The sequence below is a fragment of the Micromonospora sp. NPDC048930 genome, from assembly GCF_043197935.1.
In the GTDB taxonomy this organism is placed as follows: Bacteria; Actinomycetota; Actinomycetes; order Mycobacteriales; family Micromonosporaceae; genus Micromonospora.
On record NZ_JBICUB010000012.1, the window covers coordinates 118,927 to 137,528 of the forward strand.

At 73.9% G+C, this 18,602-nt stretch carries 16 protein-coding genes; 6 read left to right on the forward strand and 10 right to left on the reverse strand.

Annotated elements, in window-relative coordinates; all coding sequences use genetic code 11:
- Nucleotides 1-19 precede the first annotated feature (19 nt).
- The 5 genes from rplM to ACGFI9_RS27400 all read right to left on the reverse strand — a co-directional run bounded on the left by rplM (nt 20) and on the right by ACGFI9_RS27400 (nt 3,505).
- Nucleotides 20-463, reverse strand: a complete 444-nt coding sequence (gene rplM / locus ACGFI9_RS27380) for a 50S ribosomal protein L13 (RefSeq protein WP_393182348.1) — start codon at nt 461-463, stop codon at nt 20-22.
- 192 nt (nt 464-655) lie between these two features.
- A complete protein-coding gene (locus ACGFI9_RS27385; protein ID WP_393182350.1) occupies nt 656-2,023 on the reverse strand; it encodes an MFS transporter in 1,368 nt (455 codons plus the stop codon).
- Nucleotides 2,024-2,146: 123 nt separating this feature from the next.
- Nucleotides 2,147-2,452, reverse strand: coding sequence for a hypothetical protein (locus ACGFI9_RS27390; RefSeq protein ID WP_393182351.1), 306 nt, complete (start codon nt 2,450-2,452; stop codon nt 2,147-2,149).
- Nucleotides 2,430-2,690, reverse strand: coding sequence for a DUF6364 family protein (locus tag ACGFI9_RS27395; protein WP_167667082.1), 261 nt, complete (start codon nt 2,688-2,690; stop codon nt 2,430-2,432). The genes ACGFI9_RS27390 and ACGFI9_RS27395 overlap by 23 nt, the downstream gene beginning before the upstream one ends.
- Nucleotides 2,691-2,809: 119 nt before the next feature.
- Nucleotides 2,810-3,505, reverse strand: a complete 696-nt coding sequence (locus tag ACGFI9_RS27400) for a class I SAM-dependent methyltransferase (RefSeq protein ID WP_393182354.1) — start codon at nt 3,503-3,505, stop codon at nt 2,810-2,812.
- Nucleotides 3,506-3,651: 146 nt separating this feature from the next.
- Here ACGFI9_RS27400 and ACGFI9_RS27405 point away from each other — a divergent pair, with 146 nt between their 5' ends.
- The 5 genes from ACGFI9_RS27405 (at nt 3,652) to ACGFI9_RS27425 (ending at nt 11,323) form a co-directional block, all read left to right on the forward strand.
- Entirely contained in the window at nt 3,652-5,817 is a 2,166-nt protein-coding gene (locus tag ACGFI9_RS27405; RefSeq protein WP_393182356.1) for a molybdopterin oxidoreductase family protein, read from the forward strand.
- Nucleotides 5,808-7,247 (forward strand): FAD-dependent oxidoreductase, encoded by a 1,440-nt coding sequence (locus ACGFI9_RS27410; RefSeq protein ID WP_393182358.1) that lies wholly within the window; start codon nt 5,808-5,810, stop codon nt 7,245-7,247. Before ACGFI9_RS27405 ends, ACGFI9_RS27410 begins: the two co-directional genes overlap by 10 nt.
- Before the next feature lie 32 nt (nt 7,248-7,279).
- Complete coding sequence (nirB, locus tag ACGFI9_RS27415) at nt 7,280-9,811, forward strand: nitrite reductase large subunit NirB (protein WP_393182360.1); 2,532 nt, start codon at nt 7,280-7,282, stop codon at nt 9,809-9,811.
- Between the two features lie 76 nt (nt 9,812-9,887).
- On the forward strand, nt 9,888-10,235 hold the full coding sequence (gene nirD, locus ACGFI9_RS27420) for a nitrite reductase small subunit NirD (RefSeq protein WP_393182362.1): 348 nt from the start codon (nt 9,888-9,890) through the stop codon (nt 10,233-10,235).
- The gene (locus tag ACGFI9_RS27425) at nt 10,235-11,323 is read left to right on the forward strand and encodes a uroporphyrinogen-III synthase (protein WP_393182364.1); all 1,089 of its coding nucleotides are present in this window, start codon (nt 10,235-10,237) and stop codon (nt 11,321-11,323) included. Before nirD ends, ACGFI9_RS27425 begins: the two co-directional genes overlap by 1 nt.
- 51 nt (nt 11,324-11,374) lie before the next feature.
- Here ACGFI9_RS27425 and ACGFI9_RS27430 read toward each other — a convergent pair whose 3' ends face one another.
- The 4 genes from ACGFI9_RS27430 to ACGFI9_RS27445 form a co-directional block, all read right to left on the reverse strand.
- Nucleotides 11,375-11,998, reverse strand: coding sequence for an ATP/GTP-binding protein (locus ACGFI9_RS27430; protein ID WP_393182366.1), 624 nt, complete (start codon nt 11,996-11,998; stop codon nt 11,375-11,377).
- Nucleotides 11,979-12,341 (reverse strand): DUF742 domain-containing protein, encoded by a 363-nt coding sequence (locus tag ACGFI9_RS27435; protein WP_302771561.1) that lies wholly within the window; start codon nt 12,339-12,341, stop codon nt 11,979-11,981. Before ACGFI9_RS27435 ends, ACGFI9_RS27430 begins: the two co-directional genes overlap by 20 nt.
- A gap of 67 nt (nt 12,342-12,408) precedes the next feature.
- Complete coding sequence (locus ACGFI9_RS27440) at nt 12,409-12,816, reverse strand: roadblock/LC7 domain-containing protein (protein WP_046567138.1); 408 nt, start codon at nt 12,814-12,816, stop codon at nt 12,409-12,411.
- Entirely contained in the window at nt 12,813-15,863 is a 3,051-nt protein-coding gene (locus ACGFI9_RS27445; protein WP_393182368.1) for a nitrate- and nitrite sensing domain-containing protein, read from the reverse strand. Before ACGFI9_RS27445 ends, ACGFI9_RS27440 begins: the two co-directional genes overlap by 4 nt.
- Nucleotides 15,864-16,311: 448 nt before the next feature.
- Between ACGFI9_RS27445 and ACGFI9_RS27450 the strand changes: the two genes are divergently transcribed.
- Entirely contained in the window at nt 16,312-17,493 is a 1,182-nt protein-coding gene (locus ACGFI9_RS27450) for an ABC transporter substrate-binding protein (protein WP_393182370.1), read from the forward strand.
- Between the two features lie 196 nt (nt 17,494-17,689).
- Here ACGFI9_RS27450 and ACGFI9_RS27455 read toward each other — a convergent pair whose 3' ends face one another.
- Entirely contained in the window at nt 17,690-18,517 is an 828-nt protein-coding gene (locus ACGFI9_RS27455) for an ABC transporter permease (RefSeq protein ID WP_393182372.1), read from the reverse strand.
- Between the last annotated feature and the right edge of the window lie 85 nt (nt 18,518-18,602).

The following is an 18,602-nucleotide window of genomic DNA, read 5'->3' on the forward strand; positions in this document are numbered from 1 at the left end:
CTGCTTCCTTCGCCCGCGCTCACTGCGCGATCTGCTTGATCTCGAACGGCACCGGCTGCTGCGCGGCGTGCGGGTGCTCGGCACCGGCGTAGACCTTCAGCTTCTTGAGAATCTGGCGGCCCAGCTTGTTGTGCGGGAGCATGCCCTTCACGGCCAGCTCGATGGCCCGCTCGGGCCGCTTGGTCAGCAGCTCCTCGTAGCCGACCTGCTTCAGACCACCCGGGTAACCGGAGTGGCGGTAAGCGATCTTGGTCTGCCGCTTGTTGCCGGTCAGCGCGACCTTGCCCGCGTTCACGATGACGACGAAGTCGCCCGTGTCGACGTGCGGCGCGAAAGTCGGCTTGTGCTTGCCACGCAGCAGCGTGGCGGCGTGGGTCGCGAGGCGGCCCAGCACGACATCAGAGGCGTCGATGACGTGCCACTGACGCTCGATCTCACCCGGCTTCGGGCTGTACGTACGCACAGGTCTACCTTGTCTCGTCGTCGGTCTGGGGTCGCGCGCCGAGGTGACCAGGCGCGCACGAACGACCAAGCGTACCTGATGCGGCACGCCTCTGAATGTCGTACAACAGCAGGCAACGATACCCGGCCGCCCGGCGGCAGGTCAAAACGGGGTGCCACCCCGCGTGGCCTGCGCTTTCGCGCATGGCGGAGGTCACACGCCGGACAGCTTACGCCGCCCCGGCCGCAGGTACACCGCCCAGGTCAGCAGGAAACAGAGCGCGTACCAGCCGATGAAGGCCAGGTAGGCCGCGTCGGCGGTGCCGGAGGCGAGGAAGGACTGCCGGAAGGCCACGTTCACCAGCACCCCACCGAAGGCGCCGACCGCCCCGGCGATGCCGATCAACGCCCCGGAGAGTCGCCGCGCCCGCCGCTCGGCCGCCGCCCGGTCCCCGGTCAGCGCCGCCTCGGTCGCCGCCCGGGCCCGGAAGATCGCCGGGATCATCTTGTAGGTCGACCCGTTGCCGATCCCCGAGAAGACGAAGAGCGCCAGGAACCCGACCAGGTAGAGCGGGAAGGAGCGGTCCCGGGCGGCGTACAGCACCAGCCCGGCGCCGGCGGCCATCGCGACGAAGTTCCAGAAGGTCACCCGGGCCCCGCCGAGCCGGTCGGCGAGCTGGCCGCCGAGCGGCCGGATCAGCGAGCCGATCAACGGCCCGAGGAAGGTCAGCCAGGCGGCGTCGACCGCGGTCGGGAACCGGTCGTGGAACTGGAGCTGGAGCACCTGGCCGAAGGCGAAGCCGAACCCGATGAACGAGCCGAAGGTGCCCACGTAGAGCAGGGACATCACCCAGGTGTGCGGTTCCCGGGCCGCCGCGCGCAGCGCGCCCGGCTCGTTCCGCGCCCCCGGGACGTTGTCCAGCCAGCGCGCCGCGGCCAGCGCCGCGAGCACGATCAGCGGCAGGTAGACCGCGGGCACCAGGCGGGGGTACGCGGCCCCGGCGGTGGCCAGCACCGCCAGCCCGACCAACTGCACCGCCGGCACGCCGAGGTTCCCGCCGCCCGCGTTGAGGCCCAACGCCCGGCCCTTGAGCCGCTCCGGGAAGAACAGGTTGATGTTGGCCATCGAGGAGGCGAAGTTGCCGCCGCCGACCCCGGTGAGGCAGGCCAGCACCATCAGGGTGGCGTACGACACCCCCGGCTCGATCAGCAGCGTCATCGGCACGGCCGGCACCAGCAGCAGCAGCGCGCTGACCACCGTCCAGTTCCGCCCGCCGAACCGGGCCACCGCCAGGGTGTACGGCAGCCGCAGCACCGCGCCGAGCGCGGCCGGCACGGCGGTGAGCAGGAACTTGCCGGCCGGGTCGATGCCGTACTCCGGGCCCAGGAAGAGCACCATCACCGACCAGAGGCTCCACACGGAGAAGCCCACGTGCTCGGCGAAGATCGACACGTACAGGTTGCGGCGCGCGACCGGGGCCCCGGTCGTCGCCCAGAACTCGGGGTCCTCGGGGCGCCAGTCGGTGACCGGTCGGCGACCCGCGGCCGGGGCCAGGGTCGTGGGGGAAGCGAGCGTGCTCACGGGCGACTCCTCCTCGTCGGCGACGAGGGGGACGCTAGGAAGGGGCGGTTACCCGGCCGTGCCCGTCCGGCGTCGTTCCGGAAACGGAGATCGCACGTCCGCCGGGGACCGGTGGTGAGCCGGTCAGAGCTCCTGGAGGATGCGCAGGGCGCGCCCCACCCGCTGCATGGTTTCCGTGTCGGCCACGTCCACGCACTCGGTGAACCACTTCTTCATCGGCGAGGAGAGCCGGTCGGGCATCACCACGTACCCGCCCATGGGCACGGCGAGGGGTGAGTCGCGCAACAGGGACTCCTCGACCACCTCGGCCACCATCACGATCGGCACGTCGGTGGAGTTGTAGACGTCGGAGCTGATCACCAGACCGAGGCGTTCCCGGGCGCCCGAGATCCGCCAGACCTCTCCCCTACGCAGCACGCGGGCGCCCACCGCCGAAGAGGGCGTCGTCGACCATCGCGGCCTCCTGCGCGTCGGCCAGGGCCGCGGCCTCCAGGTCGAGGCCGGCGCGGCCGACGGCGGCGGCGTGCGCGGTGAAGACCTCACGCAGCGCCTTCTCCCGGGCGGCCTGGTCCATCCAGGCGGAGAGGGACAGCCCCTCGCGCTTGGCGAACCGGCGCGCCTCCTCGATCGTCTCGTCGGAGAACGACAACGTCACCTTGGCGGTCATGCCGGAGAGATTACCCGCTGGTATGACCAGCAGTCATCCACGCCCGCGCCGGTCGACGAACCGGACATTCCGCCGGAACAGGCGCTACCCGGACCTCGGGGCCCGCTCGGCCCCATCGGTCAGGCGGCCCGCCCGCCGAAGACCGCGAAGCGCCACTCCTTGAAAAAGCAGTCCACGTCGACCAGACCGGCGTCGGTGAGCCAGCCGCACTGGGCGGCCACCGTCGCCGGCCGGTCGTGCCGCATCCGCTCCCGGGCCCCGGCGATCTCCTCGGCGTCCGAGCCGAGCTCGGTGATCCGGGCGGTCCACACCTCGTCGTAGCGGCGGTCCAGGGCAGGGGTCGGCCCGGCCACCTGCTCGGCGTTGACGAGGACCCCACCGGGCACGAGCGCCTCGGCCGCCCGCCGGTAGAGCGCCTGCTTGCCCTCGTCGGCCAGGTGGTGGACGGCCAGCGCGGAGACGACCGCGTCGTACCGGCCGGCGGGCAGCGGGTCGGTGAGGTCGGCGAGCACCGTCCGGTGCGGCACGCCCCGGGCGGCCAGGTGACCGGTGGCCACCGCGAGCATGCCGGGCGCGGCGTCGACCAGGGTCAGCCGGATGCCGGGGACGGCCGCGGCCAGCAGCAGGGAGAGCAGGCCGGTGCCCGCGCCCAGGTCCAGCACCTCGGGGGTACGCCCGGCGGCCAGGGCCGCCCGCAGCGGCGGCGCGGCCACCTCGATCGCGGTGCCGTAGAAGGCGTCGAAGCAGGGCACCAGCCGGCGTCGGGCCGCGTCGTAACTGCCCGCCACCGCGTCGAACGCGTCCGCCACACTCATCGTCGCTCCCAATATTCGAGATTTCTGTCTCACATTCTAAACCCTGCGGCCCGCTCCGTCACTCCCGTGCGGTGTGAGCCGCTCTTGACAGGACCGAAACAGAAGGGACCCGGACCGGAAACCGCCCGGCGGCACGCTTCTCGGGCATGACAGACGGTGCACGCGTGGCGACGCGACCGGGGGTAGGCCCCCGCGAGGCGGCGACCCACTGCCCGTACTGCGCCCTCCAGTGCGGCATGGTGCTACGCGAGAACGGACGGCGGATCGAGGTCGCGCCCCGGCAGTTCCCCACCAACCGGGGCGGCCTCTGCCAGAAGGGCTGGACCGCCGCCGAACTGCTCGACCACCCGGACCGGCTGACCACCCCGCTGCTGCGCGACCGCCCCGGCGGCGAACTGCGCCCGGCGAGTTGGGAGGAGGCCCTCGACCGGGTGGCCGCCGGCCTCCGCGCCGTCCAGGACCGGTACGGGCGGGACGCGGTCGCCGTCTTCGGCGGCGGTGGGCTGACCAACGAGAAGGCGTACGCGCTCGGCAAGTTCGCCCGGGTGGCGTTGCGCACCCGACACATCGACTACAACGGACGCTGGTGCATGTCCTCGGCCGCCGCCGCCGGGCTGCGCGCCTTCGGCGTCGACCGGGGGCTGCCCTTCCCCCTCGCCGACCTCGGCCGGGCGGACACCCTGCTGCTGGTCGGCGCGAACCCGGCCGAGACCATGCCGCCGCTGCTGCGGCACCTCACCGACCAGCGCGAGCGGGGTGGCCGGCTGATCGTGGTCGACCCTCGGCACACCGCCACCGCCCGCCAGGCCGATCTGCACCTGCAACCGCTGCCCGGCACCGACCTGGCCGTGGCCAACGCGCTGCTGCACATCGCGCTCACCGAGGGTTGGCTCGACCGGGCGTACGTGGCCGAGCGGACCACCGGCTTCGACGAGGTGCGGCGGACCGTGGCCGGATACTGGCCGGCCGAGGTGGAACGCCTCTCCGGGGTGCCGGTGGCCGACCTGGAGGCGACCGCCCGGGCGCTGGCCACCGTGGACCGGGCGATCATCCTCACCGCACGGGGCGCGGAACAGCACGCCAAGGGCGTCGACACGGTCACCGCCTTCATCAACCTGGCGCTCGCCCTCGGCCTGCCCGGCCGCCCCGGCTCCGGGTACGGCTGCCTCACCGGCCAGGGCAACGGGCAGGGCGGCCGGGAGCACGGGCAGAAGGCCGACCAGCTCCCCGGCTACCGGCGGATCGACGACCCGGCGGCCCGCGCGCACGTGGCCGGGGTCTGGGGCGTGGCCGCCGACGACCTGCCCGGGCCGGGCGTGCCCGCGTACGCCCTGCTGGACTCCCTCGGCACCGCGACCGGCCCCCGGGCGTTGCTGGTCTTCGGCTCCAACCCGGTGGTGTCCGCGCCCCGCGCGGCCCGGGTCGAGTCCCGGCTGCGCGACCTGGACCTGCTGGTGGTGGCCGACTTCCTGCTCTCCGAGACGGCGGCCCTGGCCGACGTGGTGCTGCCCGTCGCGCAGTGGGCCGAGGAGGACGGCACGATGACCAACCTGGAGGGTCGGGTGCTGCGCCGCCGGGCGCTGCGCGAGCCCCCGCCCGGCGTCCGGACCGACCTCGACGTCCTCGCCGCCCTCGCCACCCGGCTGCGGGGAAGGGCCCCTGCTTATCGCGAAATGCATGACAAGGGGCCCTTCCCCGCACCGGAGGAGGCGTTCCCGACCGACCCGCGAGCGGTGTTCGAGGAGCTGCGCCTGGCCTCGGCGGGCGGCCCGGCCGACTACGCCGGGGTCACCTGGGACCGGATCGACGCCGACACCGGCGTCTTCTGGCCCTGCCCCGACCCGGCCGGGCCGGACACCCCACGCCTCTTCGCCGACCGGTTCCCCACCCCGGACGGCCGGGCCCGGTTCCGGGCGGTGCGCCACCGGCCCGCCGCCGAGCCGGTCTGCGCCGAGTACCCGCTGCACTTCACCACCGGCCGGGTGCTCGCCCAGTACCAGTCCGGCGCGCAGACCCGGCGGGTCGCCGCGCTGCGCCGGGCCGCGCCCGGCGGCTTCGTCGAGCTGCACCCCGACCTGGCCGACCGGCTGGGCGTGGCCGAGGGGGACGAGGTGCGGGTGGTCTCCCGCCGGGGCGAGTTCCGCGCGCCGGCCCGGCTCAGCCCGGCGATCCGGCCGGACACCGTCTTCGCGCCGTTCCACTGGCCGGGCGCGGCCCGGGCCAATTCGGTCACCAACGACGCCGTCGACCCGGTTTCCGGGATGCCGGAGTTCAAGATCTGCGCGGTCCGGGTGGAGAAACCATGCGAGTGATCATCGTCGGGTACGGGATGGCGGGCGCCCGGCTCGCCGCCGAACTGCACGCGCGGGACGGGGACCAGAAGGTCACCGTGCTCGGGGCGGAGCCGCACCGGGCGTACAACCGGATCATGCTCTCCACCCTGCTCGCCGGGAAGATCGGCGAGCAGGACGTGGAGCTGGCCGAGGTCGCCGGGCAGGGCGTGGACGTGCGGACCGGGGCGGCGGTGACCGCGATCGACCGGGCCGCCCGGGAGGTACGCACCGCCGACGGCGACCGGATCGGCTACGACCATCTGGTGCTGGCCACCGGCAGCCGGGCCCTGGTGCCCCCGCTGCCCGGGCTCGACCCGCTGCCCGAGCGGGTGGTCCCGTTCCGCACCCTGGACGACTGCCGGCGGATCCTCGCCGCCGCTCGGGGTGCCCGGAGCGCCCTGGTGCTCGGCGGTGGCCTGCTCGGGCTGGAGGCGGCCCGTGGGCTCGCCGCCCGGGGCCTGGACGTGACCGTCGTCCACCCGGTCGGGCACCTGATGGAACGGCAGCTCGACCCGGCCGCCGGGGCGGTGCTCGCCGGCACCCTCGCCGGGCTCGGCGTACGGACCGCGCTGGCCGTGCCGGCCGTCGGGGTGGCCGCCGAGGGCGACCGGGTCCGCCTGGACCTCGCCGACGGCCGGGCGCTCACCGCCGACCTGCTGGTCCTCTCCTGCGGCGTACGCCCCGACACCGCCCTGGCCGCCGAGGCCGGGCTGGCCGTGGACCGGGGCGTGGTGGTGGACGACCGGATGCGGACCAGCGACCGGCGGATCTCCGCGATCGGCGACTGCGCCCAGCACGACGGGACGCTGACCGGGCTGGTCGCGCCGGCCTGGGCGCAGGCCCGGGTGGTGGCGGAGGTGCTGACCGGGGCCGACCGGTCGGCCCGGTACCGGCCCCGCCCGGTGGTGACCCGGCTCAAGGCGGCCGGCATCGACCTGGCCGCGATGGGCGACGCCGCCGACCCGTCCTCGCCCGAGAGCGGGCCGGTCGAGGAGTTGACCTTCGCCGACCCGGCCCGGGGCACGTACGCCCGGCTGCGGATCCGCGACGAGCGGCTGACCGGGGCGATCCTGCTCGGCGACAACCCGGCGGTCGGCACGGTGGTGCAGCTCTTCGACCGGGGCGCCCCGGTGCCGGCGGACCGGCGTTCGCTGCTGCTCGGGCGCGCGTTCGGCGCCGCCCCGGCCGCGCCCGCCGCGTCCCCGGCGCTGATGCCGGACGCGGCCACGGTGTGCCAGTGCAACGACGTGAGCAAGGGCGCGCTGGTGGCGTGCTGGCGCTCTGGCGCCCGGACCGTCGCGCAGCTGTCGGCGGCGACCCGCGCCGCCACCGGCTGCGGCGGCTGCCGGGACGCGGTCGCCGGCATCGCCGACTGGCTCGCCGAGGCGGACCCGGTGGCGGCGAGGTGATGAACGGAGTGCGGGAAATCGGAGGTGAGTCGATGAGCGGCGGCAGGCTGGTGGTCGTCGGCAACGGCATGGTCGGGCAGCGTTTCGTCGAGGCGTTGCGGGCCCGGGACCACGACCGGCGCTGGCAGGTGACCGTGCTGGCCGAGGAGCGGCGACCGGCGTACGACCGGGTGCGGCTCTCGGCCTTCTTCGACGGGGTGAGCGCCGAGGAGCTGAACCTGCACACCCCCGACGACGGGGTGGCGCTGCGGCTGGGCGAGCCGGTCCTGGGCGTCGGCCGGGACCGGCGGGTGGTGCTCACCGCGGCCGGCGAGCACCCGTACGACGCGCTGGTGCTGGCCACCGGCTCGTACCCGTTCGTGCCCCCGGTCGACGGCACCGACCTGCCGGGGGTCTTCGTCTACCGCACGCTCGACGACCTGGCGGCGATCCGGCAGCACGCCCGGGGCCGGCGGACCGGGGCGGTGATCGGCGGCGGCCTGCTCGGCCTGGAGGCGGCGAACGCGCTGCGGCTGCTCGGGCTGGCGACCAGCGTGGTCGAGTTCGCCCCCCGGCTGATGCCGGTGCAGCTGGACGAGGCGGGCGGCGCGATGCTCCGCCGGTACGTCGAGGAGCTGGGCGTCACCCCGTACCTCGGGGTGGCCACCAGCGCGCTGCGCCCCGGCCCGGACGGGACGGTCGCCGCGCTGGAACTCTCCGACGGCCGCACCGTCGACGCGGACCTGGTGGTGGTGGCCGCCGGCATCCGGCCCCGGGACGAGCTGGCCCGGGCGGCCGGGCTGCCGCTCGGCCCGCGCGGCGGCGTGCTGGTCGACGCCACCTGCCGGACCGCGGACGAGCGGATCTGGGCGGTCGGCGAGTGCGCGGCGGTGGACGGCACCTGCCACGGCCTGGTCGCCCCCGGGTACGCGACCGCCGAGGTGGTCGCCGACCGGCTGCTCGGCGGGGCGGCCACCTTCCCCGGCGCGGACACCGCCACCAAGCTCAAGCTGCTCGGCGTGGACGTGGCCTCGTTCGGCGACGCGCACGGCGCCACCCCGGGCTGCCTCGACGTCACCTTCACCGACCCGGCCACCCGGGCGTACGCGAAGCTGGTCCTCTCCGACGACGCGCAGACACTGCTCGGCGGGGTGCTGGTCGGCGACGCGAGCGCGTACCCGACGCTGCGGGCGAGTGTCGGCGGTCCGCTGCCCGCGCCCCCGCTGGCGCTGCTGGCCCCGGCCGGCGGCGCGGGCGCCGGGGCCGGCGCGCTGCCGGCCACCGCCCAGGTCTGCTCCTGCAACGCGGTGACCCGGGCTGACCTCGACGCGGCGATCGCCGGCGGCGCGACCGACGTGCCGGCGCTGAAGGCGTGCACCCGGGCCGGCACGAGCTGCGGCTCCTGCGTGCCGATGCTGAAGCAGTTGCTGGACGCGGCCGGCGTGCAGCAGTCCACCGCGCTCTGCGAGCACTTCGACGCCAGCCGGCAGGAGCTGTTCGACATCGTCCGGGTCCGTGGCATCCGGACCTTCTCCCAGCTCATCGCCGAGCACGGGCGGGGGCGCGGCTGCGACATCTGCAAGCCGGTGGTGGCCTCCATCCTCGCCTCGCTCGGTACCGGGCACGTGCTCGACGGCGAGCAGGCGTCCCTGCAGGACACCAACGACCACTTCCTGGCCAACCTGCAACGGGACGGCAGCTACTCGGTGGTGCCCCGGATCCCGGGCGGGGAGATCACCCCGGAGAAGCTGATCGTGATCGGCGAGGTGGCCCGCGACTTCCAGCTCTACACGAAGATCACCGGTGGGCAGCGGATCGACCTGTTCGGGGCCCGGGTCGAGCAGCTCCCGCAGATCTGGCGGCGGCTGGTCGACGCCGGTTTCGAGTCCGGCCACGCGTACGGCAAGGCGCTGCGCACGGTGAAGTCCTGCGTCGGCGAGACCTGGTGCCGGTACGGGGTGCAGGACTCGGTCGGGCTGGCCGTCGCGCTGGAGCTGCGCTACCGGGGGCTGCGTGCCCCGCACAAGCTCAAGTCGGCGGTCTCCGGCTGCGCCCGGGAGTGCGCCGAGGCGCGCAGCAAGGACTTCGGCATCATCGCCACCGAGACCGGCTGGAACCTCTACGTCGGCGGCAACGGCGGCTTCCGCCCCCGGCACGCCGACCTGTTCGCCACCGATCTGTCCACCGAAGCGCTGATCCGGCTGATCGACCGGTTCCTCATGTATTACATCCGCACCGCCGACCGGTTGCAGCGCACCGCCGCCTGGATCGAGGCGATGGACGGCGGACTCGACCACCTGCGGTCGGTGATCGTGGACGACTCGCTCGGCCTCTGCGCCGAACTCGACGCCGCCATGGCCCGGCACGTCGCGTCGTACTCCGACGAGTGGCGGGACGTGCTGGAGGACCCGGAGCGCCTGCGCCGCTTCACCTCCTTCGTCAACGCCCCGGACGTGCCCGACCCGTCCATCACCTTCGCGGTCGAACGCGGCCAGCCGGTGCCCGCCCGGGGGGCGCCACCGGCCACCGGCGCCGACCGCCGCCCCCGGCCCGTCGCGCTCGGCCTGCCGGAGGTACGCCGATGAGCGAGCGCAGCGAGCGAATCAGTCAGCACTGTGCCGCGGCGCCTGGTCGCGGCACCGAGCGAAGCGAGGTGGCGCGATGAGCCCCGTCATCACCCTCGACTGGACGCCGGTCTGCCCGCTGGACCGGCTCGACCCCGACCGCGGGGTGGCCGCCCTGGTGGACGGCGTGCAGGTCGCGCTCTTCCGGACCGGCGGCGAGCTGTACGCGGTGGACAACCTGGACCCGGTCGGCGGCGCGTACGTGATGTCCCGGGGCATCGTGGGCAGCCGCGGCGGCGTACCCACGCTCGCCTCGCCCCTGCACAAGCAGGTCTACGACCTGCGGACCGGGCAGTGCCTCGACCTCCCGGGCGTGGCGCTGCGGCGGCACGAGGCGCGCTGTCGGGACGGGCTGGTCGAGGTGCGGTTGCGACAGGAGGAGTGATGCGCGACGAACTGGCCGGCTTCACCATCGGGGTCACCGCCGACCGGCGACGCGACGAGCTCGCCGCGCTGCTCCAACGGCGCGGCGCGCGGGTGGTGCTCGCCCCGGCGCTGCGGATCGTGCCGCTCGCCGACGACACCGACCTGCGCGAGGCCACCCGGGCCTGCCTCGACCGCCCGCCGGACATCCTGATGGCCAACACCGGCATCGGGATGCGCGGCTGGCTGGAGGCGGCCGAGGGGTGGGGGTTGGCCGAGCCCCTGCGTGACGTGTTCTCCCGGTCGTACGTGGTGGCCCGCGGACCGAAGGCGACCGGCGCGATCCGGGCCGCCGGCCTGCGGGAGCACTGGTCCCCCGGCTCGGAGAGCTGCGACGAGGTGGTCGACCACCTGGTCCGGCGGGGCGTGGCCGGCCAGGTGGTGGCCATGCAGCTGCACGGCGAGCGGCAGCCGGAGTGCACCGAGGCGCTGGAGTCGGCCGGAGCCACGGTGATCGAGGTGCCGGTCTACCGCTGGGCGCCGCCCACCGACCCGGCCCCGCTGCACCGGCTGATCGACCTGGTCGCGGGGCGGCTGGTCGACGCGGTCACGTTCACCTCCGCGCCGGCGGCGGAGGCGCTGCTGCGGGCGGCCGGGGACCGGACCGAGACGGTGCTGGAGGCGCTCCGGGGAGACGTGCTGGCCAGTTGTGTCGGCGCGGTCACGGCCGAGCCGCTGCTGCGGCGGGGGGTGCCGGTGAGCGCCCCGAACCGGGCCCGGCTCGGCGCCCTGGTCCGGACCATCGTGGACGAACTGCCCCGGCGGACCGTGAGCGTGAAGGCCGGCGGGCACCTGCTGACCCTGCGCGGGCACGCGGCCGTGGTGGACGGCGAGCTGCGGCCGCTCGCCCCGGCCCCGATGGCGGTGCTGCGGGCGCTCGCCGTGTCCCCCGGCAAGGTGCTGTCCCGCACCGCGCTGCTGCGTACCCTGCCCCGGGGCGCGGACGAGCACGCGGTGGAGATGGCCGTCGCCCGGCTGCGCGTCGGGTTGCAGGCCCCCCGCGTCGTGCAGACCGTGGTCAAGCGCGGCTACCGGCTCCGGGTCGACTGACCCGTCGCCCCGGGCCGGCGCGTGCCCGGGGCCGCGCCGGCGGTCCGGCGGTCAGCCGACCGGGGCCGCGAAGCCGTGCTCCGCCTGGAGGCGGTGCATCGCGTGCTCGACGACGGTCACCAGCACCTGCTTGACCGAGTCCCGCTGCCGGGCGTCGCACATCACCAGCGGCACGTCCGGCGAGATCGCCAGCGCCTCGCGGACCTCCTCCACCTCGTAGTGCGGCGCGCCGTCGAACCGGTTCAGCGCCACCACGTACGGCAGGTTGCGGTTCTCGAAGTAGTCCAGCGGGGCGAAGGCGTCGGTGATCCGCCGGGTGTCCACCAGGACGGCGGCGCCCACCGCGCCCCGGATGATCTCGTCCCACATGAACCAGAAGCGGGTCTGACCCGGCGTACCGAAGAGGTAGAGGATCAGGTCCTCGGCCATGGTGATCCGGCCGAAGTCCATGGCGACCGTGGTGGTCTCCTTGCCGGGCACCTTCGACGGATCGTCGATGCCCACGCCGGCCGCGGTCATCAGCGCCTCGGTGGTCAGCGGCTGGATCTCGGAGATCGCCCCGACCAGGGTCGTCTTGCCCACGCCGAAGCCGCCCGCGATCACGATCTTCGCGGAGATGATCTCCCGGCTGCGGTTCGGGTTCGCCCCGGCGGGGTCATAGTTCGCGAAGTCCACTCAGCACCCTTCCAAGCAGGTTCATCCGCGCCGCGAAGCCCGTCGCGGGAGCGGCAGTGTGTAGCGTCAGCAGGCCCTCGGCCACCATGTCGGCGACCAGCACCCGGGTGACGCCCAGCGGCATCCGGGTGTACGCGGCGATCTCCGCCAGTGACTGCGCCCGGCCCTCGCAGACCGTGGCGATGCGGTACTTGTCGTGCCCGGCGAACCGCGCCTCGGCCGACTGGGTGGCGGTGCAGGAGAGCACCGCCTCCAGCGCGATGTTCTGCAGCGGCTCGGTGCGGCCACGGGTGACCGCGTACGGTCGCACCAGCGCACCACGCGGGTCCCGCCGTGGTTCCATCTCGCGATCACCTCCCCTCGTACGGAGCCGGGCCGGCTCCGGGTCACCCAGTCACACCCACGCCCGGTCAGGACCGGACGGCGTCCCTCGGCAGCGGGGACAGGGCCTGTCCGACCCGCTCCACCAGCAGCGCCATCTCGTAGCCCACCTGGCCGACGTCGCAGCTCCGGGCGGCCAGCACCGCCATCGACGAGCCGTCGCTGATCGACATGAGGAACAGGTATCCGCTGTCCATCTCGATCACCGTCTGGAGCACCCCACCCGCGCTGAACATCCGGGCCGCGCCCTCGGTCAGGCTCACCACGCCGGAGGTGATCGCGGCGAGCTGGTCGGCTCGATCCGCGGGCAGGTCGCGGGAGGAGGCGAGCAGCAGCCCGTCCGCGGACACCGCCACCACGTGGGCGATGCCCGCCACGCTGTCGGCGAAGTTGGTGAGCAGCCAACCCATGTCCTGCATGGCCGCTGGCCTGTTCATCGGTTCGTCTCCTTGGTCGAGGTGCTGTTCAGGTCCGCGCCGGCCGTCCGACCCCGCTGCACACCGCGGTGGTAGGCCGACAACAGGCCGCGTACTTCGTCCGGCGTGCGCCGGGTGAGGGCCCGCCCAGCCTTCGGCTCGATGCCGCCGGGCACGAGCTGGGCCTGTGGCACCCGCTTGGGCAGGCCGGAACGGGTGGTGCCGCCGTTGGTGGGCTCGGCGGCCCGGCTGGCCCGCGACCAGCCCTCGTCGGCCGCCGTCCGCCAGGCGTCCGGCGCCGGCGGGGGTACGGCGGCGGCGGGCGGTGTGGACGGCACCGCCGGCGGAGTGTACGGCGGCGGCGTGGCCACGCCCGAGGCCTGGGCGCCCGGGGTGCGCGTGGGCAGCGGCGGGGCCGCGGCGACCGGCTGCGCGGGCACGGCCGCCGGCTCGTCGTCGAACTGGGGCCGGGCGAAGATGGTCGTCTCGTCCTCGCCGTGCGAGCGGAACCAGACCGCCTCCATCTCCCGGAAGATCGGCGCCTCCGCCGGCGGAGCGGTCCGGGACACCACCGGCGCGGGCGGCGGGGTCGCCACGGCCGGCTGGTACGCCACCGCAGGCTGGTACGCCGCCGCGGGCTGGTAGGTCGGCGGTGCCGCCGGGGCGGGGTCGACCGGGGCGACCGGCGTGGTGCCGGCCGCCTCCCCGCCCGGGGTCCGCTTCGGCAGCGGATCCAGCGCGGGGTACGAGTGGGTCGGCGTACCCACCGGGTAGCCGGCGCCCGAGACCGGCGCCGACGGGGCGGGCGGCACGGACGCGACCGGGGCGGTGGTCGGCACGGTGGGCAGGCTCGGCAGCGCACCGGTCGCCCCGCCCACCTGCACGGCCGGACCGGTGTCCCGCGCCTCGACGCCGGCGGTCTGCCAGCGGGCCGGCGGCGGGGCGGCGGTGCGCCACTGGTCGGTCAACGTCGCCGTGCCGCCCCGGCCCGCGCCGGACAGCGCGTCGGCGGCCGAGGAGCCCAGCTGGCTCAGCGGGGACTGCTCGACGGCGAGCGGCTGGCGCGACCGGGTCAGCGGGGCCTGGCCCCGGTTGGCCGGCAGCACCACCGCGGAGTTCGGCAGGGTCACCTGGGCGACGGTGCCGCCCTCGACGTTGCGCCGCAGCTCCACCCGGATGCCGTAGCGGGAGGCGAGCCGGCTCACCACGGCCAGACCCATCAGCCGGAACGCGGCCACGTCCACCGTGGGCGGGGCGGCCAGCCGCCGGTTCAGCGAGTCGAGCTGTTCGTCGGTCAACCCCAGGCCCCGGTCCTCGACCTGGATCAGCACGTAGTCCCGGATCCGCCGGCCGTCGGCGACCACCGTGGTGTTCGGCGGCGAGAACCGGGTGGCGTTGTCGAGCAGTTCGGCGACCAGCCGGACCACGTCGTTCACCGCGTGCGCGGCGACCGAGATGTCGGTGTCGACGGTGCCGAACTCGATCCGGTTGTAGAGCTCGACCTCGGACTGGGCGGCACGCAGCACGTCGACCAGGAGCGCGTCCTCGCGGCGCGGCACGGCCGAGTCGGCGCCGGCCAGCACCAGCAGGTTCTCGTCGTTGCGGCGCATCCGGGTGGCCAGGTGGTCCAGCTCGAAGAGCTGGGCGAGCCGCTTCGGATCCTCCTCGCCACGCTCGATCGCGTCCAGCTCGCCGATCATCCGGTCGACCAGGCTCTGCGAACGCCGGGCCAGGTTGAGGAACATCGCCGAGACGCTGGTCCGCAGCGCGGCCTGCTCGGCCGCCACCCGGACCGCCTCCCGGTGGACCACGTTGAAGGCCGCGGCCACCTGGCCGACCTCGTCGCGGTTGGCCAGCTTGATCGGGTCCCGGACCTGCTGGACGATCTCGTCCACCCCGCCGTCGCCGATGGCGTTGACGTTCTGCAGCCGGCTCACCGCGTCCGGCAGGTCGTGGTTGGCCACCGCCAGCGCACCCTCGCGCAGCCGGCGCAGCGACTCGTTGAGCGAGCGGGCCAGCACCACGGCCAGGGTCACGGCGATGAGCAGGGTGAGCAGGACGACCAGGCTCTCCACGACGGCCTGCCGGAGGACGTCCGTCTGGACCTGCTCGGCCTCGGCCAGCAGCCGGTCCTGAAGCTGGATCTCGGCCCACCGCATCAGGTCGTCGACCGCGCCGAACGCGGCGGACGCCTCGTCCCGGGTGACCAGCGGGGTCTGGCCGACCGAGCGGGACAGGTCGTTCGCGACCCGGTCGGCGAGCTGCACCGCGTCACCGGAGACCGTGCCGTCCACCAGGGACCGCTGCGCGGGCTCGGCGGCGCGGGAGAAGGAGAGCAGCGACTCCTGCTGGGCGGTCAGGGTGGCGACGAAGGAGGAGAACTGCTCCTCGTCGAGCCGACCGCTGGCCAGCGCGGTGAAGGCGACCGCCTGCTCCTCGGCGACCTCCGCCTTGGCGTGCGAGAACGCGGCCACCGCGCGGCGGGCGTCGGCGATGCTCTCCGCGCCGGGCTGCTGGGCCAGCGTGTCGCCGTACGCGACGAGGTCGCTGAAGATGATGCCGTAGCGCAGGCTCGCCTCGGCGACCGGCATCTGCTGCCGGTCCAGCACCTCCTGGCGGGTGCCGTTCAGCGTGGCCAGGTGGTCCTCGATGACCTTCAGCCGGTCCCGGACCGAGGCGGGCACGTCCCCGAGCCGCCCGCGCTCCTCCCGGTACGCCTGGATCCGCTCGTCGGTGCGCCGCACCCGCAGGTTGTAGTCGTCCGGCTTCTGGTTCGGCACGGCCAGGTAGCTGGCCGCCGCCATCCGCTCGTTGTGCAGGTCCTGGGCGAGCGCCGAGACGTCGATCGACAGCGCGGTCAGCGAGTGGATCCGGCTGGCCTCGTAGGCGCCCTCGCCGACCGAGACGAGTCGGATAGTTGCCAGTGCGATGACAGCCGCCACCGGAACGACCAGGATGAGGGCGAGCTTCGACCGGATCCGCGCGTCACGCAGCCGGGGCAGCCGCCGTCGCCGGCTCCGCTGGTCGGCACCTTGACTCTCGGGCAGGGTCGTAGGTCCCGTGCTCACGACATCGCCTCCGTCGTTTCTTCCACGCCTGACCCGCCGACCCGTGCCTGGTGCGGCGGCCAGCGCCGCGCGCGGCACGGCCGCGATTTCATCAGACGGAATGCTGTTTGGGAAGCCGCAGTGGGACAGGAAACGGTCGGCGGCGACTCAACCCGTGCAGCGGACAACTAATACCTTCATTTTCCCAGGCCCCTGAACAGGGCATGTAACTCCAGAGTGGTCAGTTGTATCTGTGCAGTAATTGTCGGTTAACGTTCCGTGTCCCCAACATGTGGGACGGGTGTCCCGAAACTGGTCCGGACATCCGCGCTTGACCACACGGCCCGGCATTGGCAAGGTTTTGCAGGCTTCGCGCACACCGTACGGCACACCAATCCCGTTCCTCCACTGAGGACGGATGAGCGGCGGTGATCGGGGACCTCCCCGGCGCCGCACCTGGAGGACTGAGTTGAGCCCCATCCGCTCCGCGAGCATCGCGGCGCTCGCATCGGCCGTGCTGGCCACCACGCTCACCGGCTGCCAGTCCGGCGGGGAACCGCAGGACACCAGCCCCATCGTGATCGCTGCGGACCTCGAACTCTCCGGTGCCTCCGCGCCGATCGGCAAGGTGTACCAACGGGCGCTGGAACTGAAGGTCGAGCAGTTGAACTCGTCCGGCGCACTGGGCGGTCGGAAGATCAAGCTCACGGTGAAGGACAACCGGTCGGACGCCGCAGAATCGTTGCGCAACATCAACGATTTCAGCAGTGACGCACGGGTCAGCGCCATCATCATGGGCGGCTGCAACGAATGTGCGACCGGTGCGGTCCGGACCATCGGCGAGAAGCGTATTCCGACCATCACGCTCGCCTCCTCCGGCGAGATCACCGAACCGGTCGCCGAACGGCGGTACGTCTTCAAGCTCGCCCCGAACGCCGCCGACAGCGCGGCCGCCCTCACCACCGAACTGAAGCGCCGCGGGCTCAACAAGGTGGCCCTGCTGCACAGCGCCGACAGCTACGGCCAGGAGGGGCTGAACGCGCTGCGCGGCGAACTCTCCAAGGCCGGCCTCCGGCTCGTCCGCTGGGAGGCGGTACGCCCCACCGACACCGACGTCAGCGGACAGGTCGCCAGCCTGGTCGAGAAGAAGCCCGACGCGCTGGTCGTCTGGACGCCCCCGGAGCAGGCGGCGCTCGCCGCGACCAACGCCCGGCAGGACAACTTCGCCGGGTCGCTCTTCCTCGACGCCTCGGCGGCCGGCGACCTCTTCCTCGGCGCCTCCGCCCGATCCACGGAGCGGGCCACCCTGATCTTCACCCAGACCATGGTGATCGACGACGTCATCGCCACCACCCCGGCCAAGGCGGCCCGGCGGCAGTGGTTCCAGGACTACACCGCCCGCTACGGCGGCTACAACGGGTTCTCCTCGTTCGCCGCGGACGCGGTGCAGCTCATCGCGGACGCCGAGCTGCGCGCCGGCGGCGGGCCCGGCACGGTGAACCGGGACGCGCTGCGCGACGTCCTGGAGACCTCGCAGCTCGACGGCCTCACCGGGCCGATCCGGATGACGCCGGACAACCACTCGGGGTTGATGCCGCAGGCGTTGACGACGTTGGTGGCGCGGGGTGGTCGCTGGCGGTTGGCTGGCTAGTGGTTGCGGTTGGGGTGTTGGCCCCGGCACAACCGGCTCCGGGCGGTCAGGCTTGATCCCTCCGCCGGTTGCGCCGGGGCCAACACCTCGGTGGGCGCCCGCCGTCCGTCCGTTTCTGTGGATCCCTTGGGTCTACGGTCGATGGTCGGTCCACTGTCGACTTGGTCACGTCGCCGAGGTGGGTACCCCGCCGTGGTTATCTTGCTGAGGTGGTGGCTCTCACCCAGGGGAGGAGCAGGCGCTCGGCGAGGGTCAGGGCGGAGTAGAGGGCGATGCTCATGGCCGCGACGAGCACGATGGCGGCCCAGGCCGTGGCGGTGTCGCCGACGCCGTTGTACTGGAGGATCTGGTAGCCCAGGCCGGGCTTGTCGGAGTAGAACTCGCCGATCACCGCGCCGATCGCGGCGAGCGGCATGGCCACCTTCAGGCCGACGAAGATCTGCGGCAGGGCGGCCGGAAGGCGCACCTTGCGGAACGACTGCCACCAGGACGCGTTCCACGAGCGGGCCAGCTCGGCCAGGTCGGCCGGCGTGGTGGTCAGCCCGGTCGCGGTGGAGAGCACGATCGGGAAGAAACAGAGCAGGAACACCATGGTCAGGATGGGTTTCTGCCCCCAGCCCACCGCCACCACCAGCAGCGGGCCGAACGCGATCTTCGGCACCGCGTTCACCGCCACCAGCAGCGGCGCGAACATCCGCTCCACCCGGTTCGAGGCGGCCAGCGCCATCCCGATCAGCACCCCGGCCGCCGTGGAGAGCAGGAAGCCGAGCAGGGTCATCCAGACCGTGATGCCCAGGGCCGGCAGCAGCACGTGCGCGCTCCCGGTCAGCCCGCGCCACACGGCCTGCGGCGGCGGCAGCGCCGCCGGGTGCACCAGGTGCAGCCCGGAGGTGACGAGCCACCAGGCCGCCACCGCGATCACCAGCCCGAACGCCGGCAGTGCCACCGCCGAGGGGCGTACGCCGGACCGGCTCCGGGTGGTCGCGGCGGGTTCCGCCGCCGGGGTTGCGGTCAACTGCGCCAAGGTGTCCTCCTCTCTCGGCCGGCCGCACGGCCGGCACGCGAAAGGGGTGCGCCCCACCGGAACCCCGGCGGGTACGCACCCCCGA